Consider the following 15,928-nt stretch of genomic DNA (forward strand, 5'->3'; position numbering starts at 1 on the left):
ACACAGCCAGGAAGTAATGGGAAAGGTGTTGGAACCAATACGTCTACTGGGTCGCCGTCTTTTGACAAGGTTTTGTTCACATAACCGTAGTTTGTTGGGTAGTGCATACAGGTCGCCATGAAGCGGTCAACAAACAAAGCGCCGGTTTCTTTGTCTACTTCGTATTTGATCGGATCGCTGTGTGCTGGAATTTCGATAATGACGTTAATTTCTTCCGGTACGTTTTTACCCGCACCTACATTGTCCAAGCTCATTGTTTTACCTTTCAGTGTTAGGAGAGTTAACCCGATGAACGGTGCTCTTGTGGAGCCTAAAATCCGTTCAGTCTTTGAAGGGCGCGTATTATAACGGCCTTTGTTCACAAAATAAATTGAATAATCGGTGAACATATTGCATAAAAATTGTACAAAGCGAAAAACTGCTATAGACTGAATTCGAGGTTTGTAAAAAACCGATAACAATCAAAGATATAAATATCAATACAACATTCAGTACAACAATGGGGGATGTATGACAGACAACATGATATTGCCACCGCTCTTAGGTCTAATTGGGATGGCATTTGCATTTATCATTTATTTCGTCGTAAAAAAATATCCGGAAGGCGAAGACAAGGTTAAGAAAATTGGTGACGCCATTCATTCTGGCGCCATGGTTTTCATGAATAGAGAATATAGAATGCTCGCCATGTTTGCGGGCATTTTACTTATTATACTCTGGCTTTCTCCTCTGGGAGGTTATACGGCATTAGCATTTGCAGTGGGTGCAGTATCGTCGGCATTGGCTGGCTATATCGGTATGTACACAGCAACCAAAGCTAACGTTAGAACCACTACAGCAGCGCATACCAAAGGCGCAGCAGAAGCATTAAGCGTTGCTTTCTTTGGTGGCTCAATCATGGGCCTTTGCGTGGCATCGCTGGGTTTGATTGGTCTTGGCGGGCTTTATTGGTACTTTGGCGGTGACCCGGAATCTGCTCACTATATTCATGGCTTTGGTATGGGGGCTTCCTCAGTAGCATTATTCAGTCGTGTGGGCGGTGGTATCTTTACCAAGTCGGCTGACGTTGGTGCGGATCTGGTGGGAAAAATTGAAGCCGGGATTCCTGAAGATGATCCGCGAAACCCAGGTGTGATCGCTGACAACGTCGGTGATAACGTAGGTGATGTGGCCGGTATGGGTTCGGATATTTTTGAATCCTATTGCGGCGCCATGATCGCATCAATTGCGATTGCTGCAACCATGAGTGCTTCAGATTTAGGTGCGCAGAATGTATTGATGGCAACACCATTAGCACTAGCCTCTGTCGGGCTGATTTGCTCAATTCTAGGCATCATGATTGTTAAACTGATGTCCAGCAACAAGCCAGAAGTGGCTCTGCGAGTTGGCACCATCGGTGCAGCGGTGCTGTTTGTTATAGCAGCCTACTTCTTGCTGCAGAATATGGATGTATCAAACAATGTCTGGTTCGCAGTGGTGTGTGGAGCTGTCGGCGGGATCATCATTGGTCTGGTCACTGAGTATTACACTTCAGGCGCACCCATCCGTCATATCGCCAAGTCGGGCGAAACAGGTCCTGCAACCGTTATGATTTCTGGCCTGGCAGTTGGCATGCAATCTGTCGTTGTGCCAGTTCTGACTCTTGCGGCAATCATCTTTATTTCAACAGAGCTAGCGGGCCTTTATGGGGTCGGTATTGCTGCAGTCGGTATGTTGGCGACAGTGGGTATCACCATGGCCATTGACGCTTATGGGCCGGTAGCTGATAACGCAGGCGGTATTGCTGAAATGGGTGGCCTCGGTAAAGAAACCCGCGAAATTACAGACTCGTTGGATGAGCTGGGCAATACCACAGCTGCGATTGGTAAAGGTTTTGCCATTGGCGCAGCGGCACTGGCAGCTCTTGCGATCATTGCAGCCTTTGTAGAAACTTTGAACGCCAAGCATGGTGCTGATGACTTTGTGTTGCACATTGGTGATCCGCAGGTATTGATGGGCTTATTTATCGGTGGTCTGATACCGTTCCTGATTGCATCAATTACCATGACTGCGGTCGGTGATGCAGCCTTCGCCATGATTCATGAAATCCGCCGTCAATTTAAAGAGATCACAGGATTACTCGAAGGCAAGGCTGAACCAGATACTGAAAAATGCGTTGCCATTGCAACCGATGCGGCCTTAAAGAAAATGATTCTGCCTGGTGTTATTGCCGTTGCAGCGCCGCCATTAGTAGGCTTCCTGCTAGGTGCCGAGACACTGGGTGGCATGCTAGGTGGTGCTCTGGTCAGTGCCGTATTGCTGGCGCTGATGATGGCGAATGCCGGTGGTGCCTGGGACAATGCTAAGAAGCATGTTGAGAAAGGCAACTTCGGTGGTAAAGGTTCGGATGTTCATGCCGCGACAGTGGTCGGCGATACCGTAGGCGATCCTTTCAAGGATACTTCGGGGCCATCGATGAATATTCTTATTAATGTTATGGCGATTGTGTCCTTGGTCATCGCCCCATTACTGTAGGAAGCGTCTAAATTCACTTCTGGCATTGTTAAATGAGCTGGTTAATTTCGTCATTCACTACTTGTGAACTCCTCAATTACCCAGCTCATTTGCCGCGCCAGAGAGCGAATTTATTTCGCTTCTTGAGCGTAGTGCAGTAAATGAAACCCTCAGCGAGCTTGATCATTTATTTTTATAAACTCCCAAGCTCGCTTCACGTTTTGCCTCGTACTTGAGCTATTTCCCACATTTTAGGGTAGGTGCATTGCTGGTTAATTTAGTCATTCACTACTTGTGAACTCCTCAATTTACCAGCCCATTTGCCGCGCCAGAAGGCAAATTCATTTCGCTTCTTATGTCTGGTGCTTTAACTTTAAAAAAACTGTCATCCCGCGGCTGTGACCGCGGGATCCAGTGGTTTTGTTAATTTAGCTGCAATAACTTTGATTGCCCCTCGATGTTCTATCGAGGCTACAGCTATTTCCTTTATTTTAAGTTTGGCACTAGCCCAGAGTTGGTCATCCTGACGAAAGTCAGGATCTGCTCTTGGCTTTATATAGGGCAGACACATCGGTCTGCCCCTACCTGGTGTTTTGGGTTTGCTTTGTCCTTGCTAACTACAATTCGATACACGCAGAAAATTCATATTTTGCCTAACCTTTGCTAAAGTGGCTGGTGCGTCTCAAAAAATAATCATAAAAACCAATTATTCTTATAAATTGATGTTCAAGGACTAGGTATGAACTGTAAATATCATCTACATAAAAAAGCACTATGGCATTGTAATCACTGCGATACACCTTTCTGTATTGACTGCTGCGACGTTGAACCCGGAATGCATGCTCCGCGCTGTTTATTGTGTCGTAACCATATGGATTCCTATGGTATCAGCGATCAGGTTGAACCATTTTGGAATAAATTAAGCCTATTCAACGGCTATCCTTTCCAAAAAAATGCGATGAATTTTCTTGGGATTTTCATGGCGATAGCTTTTGTTGTGGGTATCATTAACAGCTTCATCCCCATCTGGCTAATCAATATTGCACTCATATTGGCTCTTTTTTCGGTTGGGATTACTTATGTATTTAGTGTCTTAACGAAAGTTGCCCGAGGTGAATTTGATGCACCGAGTCACGAAGAGGTCTCTCTAAATAACTCAAACAATATGACTGGGAAAGTCATTGGTCTGTATCTGGTCTTAATTGGTGCAGGTATTCTGATAGGTTTGTCAGGCGGCGGAACTGGCCTTTTTATATATGTCGCAGCTATCGGGTTTTTCTTTCCTGCAATGATGATAAATCTAGGCATGGTGAAAGATATTGGCGCTGCAGTAAATCCCTCAGACTTGCTTAGAACTGTTACCGGTATTGGCTGGCCCTATTTGTTATTGGTGCTGTTTGTTTATCTGATCGGTGTCGGTCTTGAGTTTGCACAAAATACCATTTACTTCTGGTTACCTGAGTTTCTCTCCTATCCATTAATTTATGGAGCCTTAGCGTTTTTCTACATCATGATGTTCAGTATGTTTGGCTATGTGGTTTATCAATACCACGCAGAACTGGGTTATGGCATTGATGCTGAGCAAATTATGAATAATGAAAATGTTCAGCCGATTCCTGAGTTAAGAACACTGGCGCATGCTGATGTCTATATTCAGGAAGGGCGCTTTGATGATGCTGAAGCGGCTTTGTATGAAACTGCTAAGAATCCACAATACAGTGCACAAGCTCTGGAGCGACTCATTAAGTTAAATATGGCGCGTAAGAATCCAGTAGCAACCGTTAAAGCTGCGCGTGCCTACTATGACCAGAAGGATCTGTTTAAGTACGCCCCGAATGCTTTAGCTCTTTATCAAGAGATTGATTCGTTTGAACCTCGTTTTAAACCGATGAATGCTAATGCTCGGGCTGTATTAATTGGTGCCATTCGTAATCCAAAGCTGTTGCCAGTGGTTGAAAAACTGACTACTGACATGCATGACAGACTTGGACAGGATCCGGATCTAGCCAAAGCCCTATCTGCGGAAGCTAAATTTTATGCTGAAGTCATGAATGATGATGATAAGGCGATAGACTTGCTTAACAAGTTGCTTGCCAAGTTCCCGCACGGCAGCCATAAAACTGAGGCTGAAAGATTGTTGGGCGTTTGTATGAACATGAAGCAGACACTGAGTCCTAACACATAAATCCCTAACACATAAATCGATCAGCCAATAATCATGCAAAAGCGCTACAGGTTTAACTTTCCTGTAGCGCTTTTTTTGCTTCCTGCCCAGCAAAAGTATCAGGATACTTCTGGCTGACAAATCCTAAGACTTTCTGTTTACCCTGCCAGTCACCATTTTGTCCGGCTGCAAAAGCAAAATGCAATAGCAGGTCAGGCAATTTATCCAAATCATGATAGTGCTGAACCAGCAACGAAATGATCGGCTTGATGGGTTCAGTCTTTTTATGGCGAACCTGTTTACGGGCAAAGTCCAATAAGGTTTTGGCTGGAATCGGCTTGAAGCCAACACCATTATGCTTTAAATCATTCAGACACTGTTCGGCTAGTGGCGCCAAAGAGTCATTATAAACAGAGGATTGCATAATATCAGCGCATAAACTGGCATAGCGACTGGTTTCCGGGGATGCTTTTTCCAGGTTATAGAGTCGGCTTAACACATCTTTGTTATAAGGCTGATCGCGCAAAATTGCATAGAAATGAGTCTTAGCCTGCTCGAAGTTAAGGCTCTGTGTGGCTTCAAGAGCTTTACGATAATGCTCATCAATACGTTCCGCTGTATCGTCTTTTACCGGTATGTCAATAAATTCACTGGTGCCCTGCGCGGTGGCTGCTTTAGGATTGAGTTTGATTAACTTAAGTAGCCAGACACAAATGGCGCCACCGACTAATCCTCCGAAGTGAGCCATATAGGCAACATTGTCACTGCTCATACTATCCTGCACTAATTCTTTTGCCAGCCAATAAAACAAGACTAATGCAGCAGGTAATCGAACATAATTAAAGATCACAAAAACCCAGTAGAAATAGCGAATACTCTTCAGCCCATACCAGGCTGCAAATCCTCCCATCAGACCTGCAATAGCACCTGATGCCCCAACAAGTGGCACAAACTTGTCATCGGTGGTGATAGCGAAGAAGGTTACCGCTACTAATCCTGACAGGATATAAGTGGTAAACATTTTGGTGCGACCCATTAATAATTCGAGGTTATAGCCAAACAAAAACAGGAAGATCATGTTGCCTATCAAGTGACTAATATCGCCATGCATGAACATATGGGTAAAAGCGGTAAAGATACTGGGATCTGAAGGGAAAAAGGCATACTTAAAAATGGATGCTTCATTAAGGATGGACTCAAGCTCTTCTCGTTTATTGCGCCATTCCACCGAGTAATCTGTACGAGACGTTATGTATTGTGCAAATTTTTGGTCGAGTAGAACCGATTGAACTAAGTACTCTTCAGGTACATTAGGATTACGCAAAGCATCGTATAGTTCGCCTCTCTCCTCTAATGAATAATCTTCAAGGGCATCTCGCTCAAGTTCCAACATATCCTTTTCAAGGTAGTATTCTATACCTTGATAGAAAATGTCGTTGTCATTGGTCTGTAGTGCAAAAAACGCAATGATGTTTGCGAGAATGATAAGAACCGTCAGAATCGGCGGGTTTTGCTTTGAAATTCGGTTTTCGGCTGGTATTAGTAACATTGCTTATAATTATATATATCCCTCAAAGGCCTTACTCTAACTGATTTTAGAATCATTGTTAAAAATAAATTAACCCTTTTTTCCAATAGAGCCGTTTGTATTAGTGAACAACAAACTTGATAAGAACAAAGGAGAAGGGTATGAAAATTATAAGCGCCAGTTTTATTGGCTTAATCTTGACTGCTGTCTTGCTGCTATTAATGAGCAAGTTGATTAAGAGTGATCATCAAGCTCCAGAGAGGCAGGCATCGCTACCAGTTGAAGTGACTCCGTTACCACCGGAGAAGGAGCCAACCACTAAAAGGCCGGCCGAGCCACAACCCCCAGCAGTGGCCCCATCGGCTGGTGATGCTCTGCCGTTACAGCCATCTATCGTGGATACAGCAGAAGTTCCGACAGTAGACTTTGAGCCTTTTGATGCCAGTATCGCAACGCCATCGGGCGCATTTGGCGCTCCGGAATTATTGGATAACAGAAGCGCTTTGCCATTGTTTCAGGCCCAGCCTAACTATCCTATTATTGCTGCAAGCCAGGGCATTGAAGGTTGGGTGTTGCTGCAATATGACGTGGATACCAGTGGCGCCTTGTCGAATATTAAAGTGATGGATGCGCAACCAAGAAGGACATTTGACCGCGAAGCGATAGCTGCATTAAAGAAATGGAAATTCAGACCGGCAATGGATAATGGGCAGCCTGTATCAGTAAAAGGTCAGACGGTGAAGATTGAGTTTAATTTGGAGCAGGAGTGAAGAATCAGAGTGTTGGGTTACGAGGCTTCGCCTCTAACCCAACCTATAAAAAGAAAAAGCTTGATCATAGGATGGGTTAGCTTGAAAAGCGTAACCCATCAATACCAATTAAAATTTAAATCTTAAACTTGGTTTTAAGCTTCTTTTTTACCAATTCATTTTTAAGCTCAACGTATTGCGGCAAGCCGTTTTTGTATGGCGGATAGGATTCACCTTGAATTAGCGGCTGTAGATATTGGCGACACTCTTCGGTGATACCAAAGCCATCGCGGGTAATGTAACTGCGTGGCATCATCTTCTCAACGTTAGCTACGTCGGCTAACTTAGCTTCGCCAACTGTCCAGCTGTATTTTTTGGTGTTCTTACGAACGATAGTCGGCATAACCGCATTTTTGCCAGCGTCAGCAAACTCAACAGCCGCTTTACCCATGGCATAAGCCTGGTCAACGTCGGTGGCCGAAGCAATGTGGCGTGCAGCGCGTTGCAGATAATCAGAAACAGCCCAGTGATATTTATAACCCAGCTCGTCTTTAATCATGTTGGCAACAACCGGGGCAACGCCACCTAATTGTTTATGACCAAAGGCATCAACGGTTCCTGCGTCAGCCAGGAAAGTCCCGTCTTTGTAAGCTGTGCCCTCAGAAACGACAATCGCGCAGTAACCGAACTTCTTAACGGTACGCTCTACTTTCTTAAGGAATTTTTCTTTGTTGAAAGCAATTTCCGGGAACAAAATGATATGAGGTGCATCGCCTTCTTTTTCGCAAGCCAGGCCACCGGCTGCAGCAATCCAGCCAGCGTGACGGCCCATGACTTCCATGACGAAGACTTTGGTCGAAGTCTCAGCCATCGACTTAACATCAAAAGCTGCTTCGCGAATGGAGACGGCAACGTATTTGGCTACTGAGCCAAAACCCGGGCAGTTATCGGTAATCGGTAAATCGTTATCAACGGTTTTTGGAATGCCGATACAGGTGATCGGGTAGCCCATGGTTTCACTTAACTGAGATACCTTGTGTGCTGTATCCTGCGAATCACCGCCACCGTTATAGAAGAAATAGCGAATATCATGCGCCTTGAAGACTTCGATTAAACGCTCATATTCTGCCTTGTTTTCTTCAATACTTTTTAATTTATGACGGCAAGAACCGAAAGCGCCAGATGGTGTGAACTTAAGACCAGCAATATCTTTTTTCGACTCTTTGCTGGTATCAATCAGCTCTTCGCGAAGTGCACCGATAATGCCGTTTTTACCGGCATACACTTTACCGATGTTCTTAGAAGCGCGAGCCGCTTCAATCACGCCGCAAGCGGTTGCATTAATCACTGCAGTTACGCCGCCAGATTGGGCGTAAAAAGCGTTGTATTTTTTCTTAGCCATAATGTTTCCTGAAAGTACCTTCTATCAGAATGACTCTCTGCCTACTGCGCCTGCTTATACGGCGTTGCGCTGATTCTAAAAATGCTCATTTAGTGATTACTAAACTCCGCTTTTTGTCATCAGCGCTGCCTTGTCTAAGCAATGCTCGAAACGCCATTGAGCCATTCTATTGACTTAGTTTCAATCGAGAGGGAGCGAGCCCTCATCGAATTTTGTTAATGCAGGGCAATAAGACCCACAAAATTGACGCGATTTTACCTTATTTCGAGAATTATCGCTTCAATAGATGACGGATTTTTCTGCTTCGCTTATGATTATCCCCACATCTTAGAAACAACATCGATAACATGCATATTCATATTCTTGGCATTTGCGGCACTTTCATGGGCGGGATTGCCTTGCTGGCGAAACAGCGCGGTATTTCGGTCAGTGGTAGCGACCAGAATGTTTACCCGCCGATGAGTACTCAGCTGGAAGAGCAGGGGATTGAGCTGATTCAGGGTTTTGACCCGAAACATATTCCTGAACATACCGACTGTGTGGTGGTGGGCAATGCCATGTCGCGTGGTAATCCTTCGGTGGAATATGTGCTGGAGCAGGGTTTAAAGTACCGCTCAGGGCCGCAATGGCTGGCTGAGAATATCATCCACGACAAATGGGTGCTGGCGGCGTCAGGAACCCACGGCAAAACTACAACTGCCAGTATGCTGGCCTGGATATTGGAATATGCCAATCTTAATCCAGGCTTTTTAATTGGTGGTGTGCCTGAGAACTTCGGTTTGTCGGCGCGAGTGACCGAGTCGCCTTTTTTCGTGGTCGAAGCCGATGAGTATGACACGGCATTTTTCGACAAGCGTTCCAAATTTGTTCACTATCGTCCGCGTACTCTGATCATGAACAATCTCGAATATGATCATGCGGATATCTTCCCCAATCTTGAAGCGATTAAAACCCAGTTCCATCATCTGTTACGCATCGTTCCCGGCAATGGTCTGGTCATTTATCCTAAAGCTGATGCTAATTTACAGGATGTGGTTGACCGTGGTCTGTGGTCAGGCAAAGAGCTGATTGGCGACGAACAGGGCTGGCAATATAAGTTGTTACAAGATGACGGCAGTCATTTCGAGGTGTATTTCGCTGGTCAAAAACAGGGAGAGGTGAACTGGCCTTTGATTGGCCTGCATAATGTGAACAATGCCTTGGCCGCCATTGCTGCAGCACGTCATGCAGGTGTTCCTGCCAGTCATTGCTGTGATGCTCTTGCTGAGTTTAAAAATGTTAAACGTCGCATGGAACTGAAAGGCGAAGCTGGTGGGGTTAAAGTCTATGACGATTTTGCGCATCACCCGACCGCAGTAAAAACGACATTGGATGGTTTCCGCGCCAAAGTTGGCCAGCAGCGGGTCATTGCCATTGTAGACCTGCGTTCTGCGACCATGCGCTCAGGTATTCATAAAGACACTTTGCTTGCCTCTCTGAAAGGTGCTGATAAGGTGATTATCCATAAGCCCGCGGAGTTTGACTGGCAATTTCCGATAGAGCAGGTCAATCAGTTCGATAATCTACAGATATTGCCAGACGTCGATTCGATACTGAATTCGCTCAAGGAAATGGTACAATCGGGCGACAACATTCTTGTGATGAGCAATGGCGGCTTTGGTGCCATTCATCAGAAATTACTGCAACAACTGGCGGCTTAATGAGCGAATCTTCTTTAGAGCACACGGGTTTAAAGCAAACTGGCAAAGCTATCACGCTGGCGGTGACAGGAGCTTCTGGTGCCCCTTATGCGCTGCGTCTGCTGGAGCAGCTGACACATCATTATGACACTGTCTATTTAATGCTATCGAGTGCCGCGCGTGTGGTGTTTGCTACTGAGGTTCTGGTACAGGTCAGCAAAGCGCCAAGTGTCATCGAAAAAGAACTGAGCGAACACCTTGGTATTGCTGAAGGTAAAATAAAAGCCTTCTCCAGCGATAACTGGATGTCACCGGTCGCCAGTGGCTCCAGCGCCCCGAAACAGATGATCGTGTGCCCCTGTAGCACTGGTACCTTAAGTGCCATTGCTCATGGTGCATCAGACAACTTGATTGAACGTGCTGCCGACGTGGTGCTTAAAGAACGCGGACAACTGTTATTGGTGCCGCGCGAAATGCCCTATAACACGATTCATTTACAGAATATGACCAAGTTATCGGAAATGGGCGTGACCATTATGCCGGCCTCGCCAGGTTTCTATAACGAACCGAAAACCATTGAAGATCTGGTCGATTTCGTGGTGGCGCGGATCCTTGATCATTTGGATATTGACCACACCTTAGGTCATAGATGGGGCTATTCTGGAAATTAAGTGCCGAGCCTTGTGTAGGGACAAGTTATGACTTGTCCCTATTTTTAACGGCAGCACAAATTAGTTCTTGGTAGGGGCAGACCAATGTGTCTGCCCAAGCTTTAGAATCATACAAATTTGTAGGGTGTGCCTTGGCACACCGAAACAAACACAACCATGGTAACTAAATGACAAAAGCATTATCCATTTCGAATTTAAGCAAAACCTATAAAAACGGTGTGCAGGCCTTGAAGGGGATTGACCTTGAGGTAGAGCAGGGTGATTTCTTTGCATTGCTTGGGCCGAATGGTGCCGGCAAATCCACCACTATTGGTATTATCAGTTCGCTGGTTAATAAATCTGGCGGTAAGGTCGAGGTGTTTGGCCATGATATTGATAGTGACTTAACCAATGCGAAAAAAATGCTGGGGTTGGTGCCGCAGGAGTTTAATTTCAATATTTTTGAAGGTGTTGAACAGATTATCTGGCAACAGGCTGGTTATTACGGCATTGGCCGCAAAGAAGCCAAAAAACGTGCTCAGCCATTGTTGGAGCAGCTTGGCCTGTGGGACAAGCGTAAAAGTCCGGCAAGAGAATTGTCAGGCGGTATGAAGCGTCGCCTGATGATTGCGCGCGGCTTGATTCATGATCCTAAGTTATTAATTCTGGATGAGCCAACTGCAGGCGTGGATATCGAAATTCGTCGCTCGATGTGGGAGTTCATGCAGGACTTGAATGAGAAAGGCACTACTATTGTGCTGACTACCCACTATCTTGAAGAGGCCGAAAGTCTGTGTCGCAATATCGCGATTATTAATCATGGTGAAATCGTCGAAAACACCAACATGAAATCGCTGTTGGCAAAATTAGACATGGAAACTTTCGTGCTGGATACCACTGGGTTGCCGGAGCAGCTGCCACAAATTCAGGGCTATGAAGTGCGTCGTCGCGACGATACGACTCTCGAAGTGGATGTGCATAAAGGCGCGGGCGTTAATGGTGTCTTTGCTGCGCTCAGCCAGCACAATATCACGGTACTCAGTATGCGCAACAAGGCGAATCGTCTTGAGGAATTGTTTGTCAGACTGACTGAAAATAAGGCAGGAGGGCAGGCCTCATGAATTTAGTTGCTTTTCAAACTATTGTTACCAAAGAAATCATTCGCTGGACGCGCATCTGGACCCAGACCTTGCTGCCGCCCGCGATTACCATGACCCTTTATTTTGTGATTTTCGGTAACCTTATTGGCTCCCGTGTTGGTGAAATGGGTGGTTTCGGTTATATGGAATATATCGTGCCTGGACTGATTATGATGTCGGTGATAACCAATTCATACGGCAACGTAGTCTCCTCATTTTTCAGTGCCAAATATCAGCGTTCGGTCGAAGAAATGATGGTTTCACCAGTATCTAACTGGGTCATTCTGTTTGGCTTTGTTGGCGGCGGTGTTTTGCGCGGTTTATTGACTGGCCTGATTGTCACCATAATCGCCTCGTTCTTTGTGGAGCTGAAAATCTATAACGCTTTTGTCGTTGTCAGTGTGGTCTTTTTAACGTCAGTGTTATTCGCAATTGGCGGTTTCCTTAACGCGCTGTTCGCTCGCAAGTTTGATGACGTGGCAATTGTTCCGACCTTTATTCTGACACCATTAACTTATCTGGGTGGTGTTTTTTACTCGATCAGTTTGTTGCCGGAATTCTGGCAGGGCGTATCAAAAGCCAACCCGATTATTTATATGGTCAACGCTTTCCGCTACGGCTTCCTCGGCGCATCGGACATTGATATTACCGTAGCCTTTGTTCTGATCCTGGCATTTATTGCAGCGCTAACCAGTCTTTCCATTTACCTGTTGAATCGAGGTACTGGTCTGCGTGCCTAAGCAGGAAGCCAATCGAGTCATTCCTATTTTCCCGCTACAGCGGGTGGTCTTTCCCGATAGCGTGCTCAGACTGCAAATCTTTGAGCAACGCTATCTGGATATGATTGCCAAACAATTATCACAGCAACAAGGTTTTGGCGTTACCCTGATTAAAAAGGGCAACGAAGCAGGCATTCCAGCAACTCCTTTTGAATATGGAACCTATGTTGAAATTGTCGACTTCGACCAGAAAGATAATGGACTCCTGCTGATCACTTGCGTTGGTCAGCAACGTTTTCGCATCAACAGCCAAACCATCATGCCCGACAGGCTTATCACCGCTAACGTTTCCTGGCTCGACAACATTGAACAGCGCTCCATGACAGATGACCAGTCTGAGCTGGTGAATCTGCTCAGTGATTTATCTAAACATCCCCAGGTCGACATTCTTGATGTGCCCGAACGATGGACGGAACTGAGCTTTGTGCTCGAACGCCTAACAGAATACATGCCAATCAGTGAACGGCAAAAACAGGCGGTGCTGGAAGAAAGTTGCCTCGACACACGAATCGCCATGTTGTATCAAATGCTCGGTTGGATGAAGTGACCAAAAAGCTTGAGACCCAGTTCACCTGTAATTTTGTCAAAATCTTTTACAAACATTGCAAATTTGCATGCAAAAACTGATCGACCAGTTAACATTTTTCAACTAAATCAAATAGATAAAATTTTTGGCACGCTTTATGCTTACTATATAGATGAACACAGCAATTGTGTTTTATCCCCAGCTAAATTCTATTGGGCCTAGCTTTCTGCTAGAAGCTGAATAGAAAGCAGCTTATCAATGCGCAAGCCATTAGCCCACCGAAAGGTGGGCTCTTTTTTTGTCTGTAAGAAATCTTCTGATGCTGGAAAATTGTTGTGATATTCATCTCGGTGAGCCAAGGCCCACCCTACGTTATTATTTGTATGGAATAGAGATCATCCAACGAAAACAATAGTTCGAGTTAAACTGTAGGGGCGAGCTGTGCTCGCCCGATTGGATGTTGGGAGACAACCTACACCAGAATTTGATCGTAAGGTAAGGCTTTGTAATGAATATTCTATGGGGCTGACCTGTGTGTGTCCGTCCAAAGGAATGCTTATCTTTGTACGGGCGATTCATGAATCGCCCCTACGTATAGGTTGTAACACAGGCACTGTCTTTACCAATTATATCAGTTATCCCGAGGTCACAGCCGCTGGATGACTGTACTTCAAGAAAGTGCACACCACAAAAGCATGTCATTCTGAATTTAATTCATAATCTGCCTTTGATCTTTTGGGCAGGCGCTTAGGCCCTCGCCCCTACGCACAGGTTTTAATACATGCACTGTCCATACCAATAGTCAGTAAAAGCACAAGGCACAAAAAAGCCGCTTACCTTGCAGTAAACGGCTTTTTGCATTTTGAACTTAAGTCGATATCAAGTCTGGATTACTGAACACCGCCACGCATGCTGTTCAACTCTTGAATCCATGCTTGAACTTTTGGTTCTTTTTCCGTCATGGCTGCTATCAGGCTTGATTGATAATCTTGTTGCTTCTGTTGCAACTCAGGGTCGTTTATAATCGCTGTACGAGCTTTCATGAAGTCCTGCTGATATTGTTGCAACTGCGCCTGCATTTGCTGTGCTTCTTCTGAAGCTGGGTCAGCTGTTTGTAATTTCTTCTGAAGTTCTACGAATTTCTTTTCTTTCTCTTTTGGGAAGCCTGCTTCTGCTGCGACACTATTGAAACTGGCTTGCAGATTTTCCTGTTTCTTTTTCAGTTCAGTATTTTCTTCAATAACCTGCTTTTGAACATTCGCTAATTTGGTTTGAATTTCCATCACTTTCTGTTGTGAAGCAACTTGCGCTGGCTGTTGTGCTGCTGGTGGCTGGTTCGCCTGTACTGTCGCTACGGCGAACAATGTTGCTAAAGGAAGTGCTAAAAGTTTTGTTGTAAGTCTCATAAATCTCCTCATTGGTGACTTCAAAATCTTGGTTTCAAGTAAAAACTTTGGGCAAACGTGCCCTCATGAAGTCCGACAGGTCTCAGTTTGAGAGTTCCAAATTAATTTCAAAAGTGAGGAGGGAATAGAGTATATTTTTGTTATTAAGTCAGCACTAATATGCGCTGAAGGCCGGCATGACAGGCGCTATAGACGAATCAGGAAAATTTATAAGGAACATAAAAAAACCGGCAAAATTGCCGGTTTTTTAAAAAATCAGCAGTGAACTGATTTAGATGCGTGGGTCTACATCCGCATCATAATCAACGCCATCTACTTCAAAGCCAAATAGCTTGAAGAATTCGTGTTGATAACCTTTGTAGTCTGAAATCTCATTGATGTTGTCAGTATTGGCAATCTGCCACAGCTCTTCAACCTTGTTTTGAATCGCATCATCAAGCTCTTTAAGATCCAGACGATAACGACGGGTATCATCATAAATGGCATTTTCACCATACATCTGATCCATGATTAAGCCTTTAATCTGGTGGATCGGATCTTCGTGTACGCCGTTTTCCTTCATGACTTTGTATAACAAGGAAATATATAAAGGCATTACCGGAATTGCCGAGCTTGCCTGCGTGACAACAGCTTTAAGAACGGCAACGTTGGCCGTGCCATTGTATTTTTCCTGAAGGTGGTTATGAATCGCATGTGAAGCGCGATCGAGATCTTCTTTGGCTTTACCGATAGTGGCGTGACCATAAATTGGCCAGGTCAGTTTCTTACCGATGTAGGTATAAGCAACGGTCTTAACGCCATCAGCCAGAACGCCAGCTTCATCAAGAGCTTTCATCCAAAGCTCCCAGTCTTCGCCGCCCATAACTTTAATGGTATTTTGAATATCATCTTCGGTAGCCGGCTCAATGCTGACATCGTGCACGATACCTTTATCGGTATTTAAGGTTTTCTCGGTAACCGCTTCACCGATAGGCTTCAATACTGACTTGTAGACTTCGCCCGTTTCTGGGTCCCGGCGTCGAGGAGAAGCCAATGAGTAAACCACCATGTCGATTTTACCCATTTCTTCTTTGATGATTTTAATGGCGTCTTCTTTGGCTTGATTGGAGAAGGCATCGCCATTGATGCTCTTATGCCAAAGGCCTGCTTTGTCGGCCGCCATTTCAAAACCACGATTGTTATACCAGCCAGCTGTGCCAGGCTTGCTTTCGGTGGGCTCTTTTTCAAAGAACAAACCTAATGTTTTTGCACCATAACCAAAGGCCGACACAATTCGAGAAGCCAGGCCATAACCGGTTGATGAGCCAATCACTAATACATTCTTAGGGCCAGTTTTGGCATCGGCTGGCATATTATTCTTAACGTATTCAATCTGTTCATTAACATGGGCAACGCAGCCATGTGGGTGTGCTG

General features: G+C 45.1%; 13 protein-coding genes. 8 read left to right on the plus strand and 5 right to left on the minus strand.

The window, feature by feature from the left end:
- Positions 1-254: inorganic diphosphatase (locus HUJ19_RS04650; RefSeq protein ID WP_290622537.1), on the minus strand; the 254-nt coding region annotated here is incomplete at its 3' end.
- Between the two features lie 256 nt (positions 255-510).
- Between HUJ19_RS04650 and HUJ19_RS04655 the strand changes: the two genes are divergently transcribed.
- Together HUJ19_RS04655 and HUJ19_RS04660 are read left to right on the plus strand one after the other, a co-directional pair.
- Positions 511-2,514 (plus strand): sodium-translocating pyrophosphatase, encoded by a 2,004-nt coding sequence (locus tag HUJ19_RS04655; RefSeq protein WP_290622538.1) that lies wholly within the window; start codon positions 511-513, stop codon positions 2,512-2,514.
- Between the two features lie 718 nt (positions 2,515-3,232).
- Positions 3,233-4,678 (plus strand): B-box zinc finger protein, encoded by a 1,446-nt coding sequence (locus HUJ19_RS04660; RefSeq protein ID WP_290622539.1) that lies wholly within the window; start codon positions 3,233-3,235, stop codon positions 4,676-4,678.
- Between the two features lie 52 nt (positions 4,679-4,730).
- On the opposite strand, the gene HUJ19_RS04665 is transcribed toward HUJ19_RS04660, so the two are convergent.
- Complete coding sequence (locus HUJ19_RS04665; protein ID WP_290622540.1) at positions 4,731-6,206, minus strand: rhomboid family intramembrane serine protease; 1,476 nt, start codon at positions 6,204-6,206, stop codon at positions 4,731-4,733.
- Between the two features lie 140 nt (positions 6,207-6,346).
- On the opposite strand from HUJ19_RS04665, the gene HUJ19_RS04670 reads away from it, so the two are divergent.
- Entirely contained in the window at positions 6,347-6,955 is a 609-nt protein-coding gene (locus HUJ19_RS04670; RefSeq protein WP_290622541.1) for an energy transducer TonB, read from the plus strand.
- Between the two features lie 115 nt (positions 6,956-7,070).
- Here HUJ19_RS04670 and HUJ19_RS04675 read toward each other — a convergent pair whose 3' ends face one another.
- Positions 7,071-8,336 (minus strand): 6-phosphofructokinase, encoded by a 1,266-nt coding sequence (locus tag HUJ19_RS04675; protein ID WP_290622542.1) that lies wholly within the window; start codon positions 8,334-8,336, stop codon positions 7,071-7,073.
- Positions 8,337-8,683: 347 nt separating this feature from the next.
- On the opposite strand from HUJ19_RS04675, the gene mpl reads away from it, so the two are divergent.
- The 5 genes from mpl to HUJ19_RS04700 all read left to right on the plus strand — a co-directional run bounded on the left by mpl (position 8,684) and on the right by HUJ19_RS04700 (position 13,130).
- Positions 8,684-10,036, plus strand: a complete 1,353-nt coding sequence (gene mpl / locus HUJ19_RS04680) for a UDP-N-acetylmuramate:L-alanyl-gamma-D-glutamyl-meso-diaminopimelate ligase (RefSeq protein ID WP_290622543.1) — start codon at positions 8,684-8,686, stop codon at positions 10,034-10,036.
- Positions 10,036-10,686 carry a flavin prenyltransferase UbiX gene (locus HUJ19_RS04685; protein WP_290622544.1) on the plus strand — a complete coding sequence of 217 codons (651 nt, stop codon included), beginning with the start codon at positions 10,036-10,038 and terminating at the stop codon, positions 10,684-10,686. The genes mpl and HUJ19_RS04685 overlap by 1 nt, the downstream gene beginning before the upstream one ends.
- Before the next feature lie 167 nt (positions 10,687-10,853).
- On the plus strand, positions 10,854-11,786 hold the full coding sequence (locus HUJ19_RS04690) for an ABC transporter ATP-binding protein (protein ID WP_290622545.1): 933 nt from the start codon (positions 10,854-10,856) through the stop codon (positions 11,784-11,786).
- Positions 11,783-12,544: an ABC transporter permease gene (locus HUJ19_RS04695; protein WP_290622546.1), complete on the plus strand. Its 762-nt coding sequence runs from the start codon at positions 11,783-11,785 to the stop codon at positions 12,542-12,544. The genes HUJ19_RS04690 and HUJ19_RS04695 overlap by 4 nt, the downstream gene beginning before the upstream one ends.
- Positions 12,537-13,130, plus strand: coding sequence for an LON peptidase substrate-binding domain-containing protein (locus HUJ19_RS04700; protein WP_290622547.1), 594 nt, complete (start codon positions 12,537-12,539; stop codon positions 13,128-13,130). The genes HUJ19_RS04695 and HUJ19_RS04700 overlap by 8 nt, the downstream gene beginning before the upstream one ends.
- 869 nt (positions 13,131-13,999) lie before the next feature.
- Here the strand turns inward: HUJ19_RS04700 and HUJ19_RS04705 are convergent.
- Together HUJ19_RS04705 and fabV are read right to left on the minus strand one after the other, a co-directional pair.
- A complete protein-coding gene (locus tag HUJ19_RS04705; protein ID WP_290622548.1) occupies positions 14,000-14,515 on the minus strand; it encodes a hypothetical protein in 516 nt (171 codons plus the stop codon).
- 271 nt (positions 14,516-14,786) lie between these two features.
- The coding region (gene fabV / locus HUJ19_RS04710; RefSeq protein WP_290622549.1) for an enoyl-ACP reductase FabV at positions 14,787-15,928 on the minus strand (1,142 nt) is incomplete at its 5' end.

The sequence above is a fragment of the Kangiella sp. genome (assembly GCF_014762745.1).
Lineage (GTDB): Bacteria > Pseudomonadota > Gammaproteobacteria > Enterobacterales > Kangiellaceae > Kangiella.

Bases quoted from the DNA above. Each gene is read 5' to 3' on its own strand.
- HUJ19_RS04670 (WP_290622541.1), top strand. From the start codon at position 6,347: ATGAAAATTATAAGCGCCAGTTTTATTGGCTTAATCTTGACTGCTGTC.
- HUJ19_RS04660 (WP_290622539.1), top strand. From the start codon at position 3,233: ATGAACTGTAAATATCATCTACATAAAAAAGCACTATGGCATTGTAAT.
- HUJ19_RS04675 (WP_290622542.1), bottom strand. From the start codon at position 8,336: ATGGCTAAGAAAAAATACAACGCTTTTTACGCCCAATCTGGCGGCGTA.
- HUJ19_RS04665 (WP_290622540.1), bottom strand. From the start codon at position 6,206: ATGTTACTAATACCAGCCGAAAACCGAATTTCAAAGCAAAACCCGCCG.
- mpl (WP_290622543.1), top strand. From the start codon at position 8,684: ATGCATATTCATATTCTTGGCATTTGCGGCACTTTCATGGGCGGGATT.
- HUJ19_RS04705 (WP_290622548.1), bottom strand. From the start codon at position 14,515: ATGAGACTTACAACAAAACTTTTAGCACTTCCTTTAGCAACATTGTTC.
- HUJ19_RS04690 (WP_290622545.1), top strand. From the start codon at position 10,854: ATGACAAAAGCATTATCCATTTCGAATTTAAGCAAAACCTATAAAAAC.
- HUJ19_RS04685 (WP_290622544.1), top strand. From the start codon at position 10,036: ATGAGCGAATCTTCTTTAGAGCACACGGGTTTAAAGCAAACTGGCAAA.
- HUJ19_RS04695 (WP_290622546.1), top strand. From the start codon at position 11,783: ATGAATTTAGTTGCTTTTCAAACTATTGTTACCAAAGAAATCATTCGC.
- HUJ19_RS04655 (WP_290622538.1), top strand. From the start codon at position 511: ATGACAGACAACATGATATTGCCACCGCTCTTAGGTCTAATTGGGATG.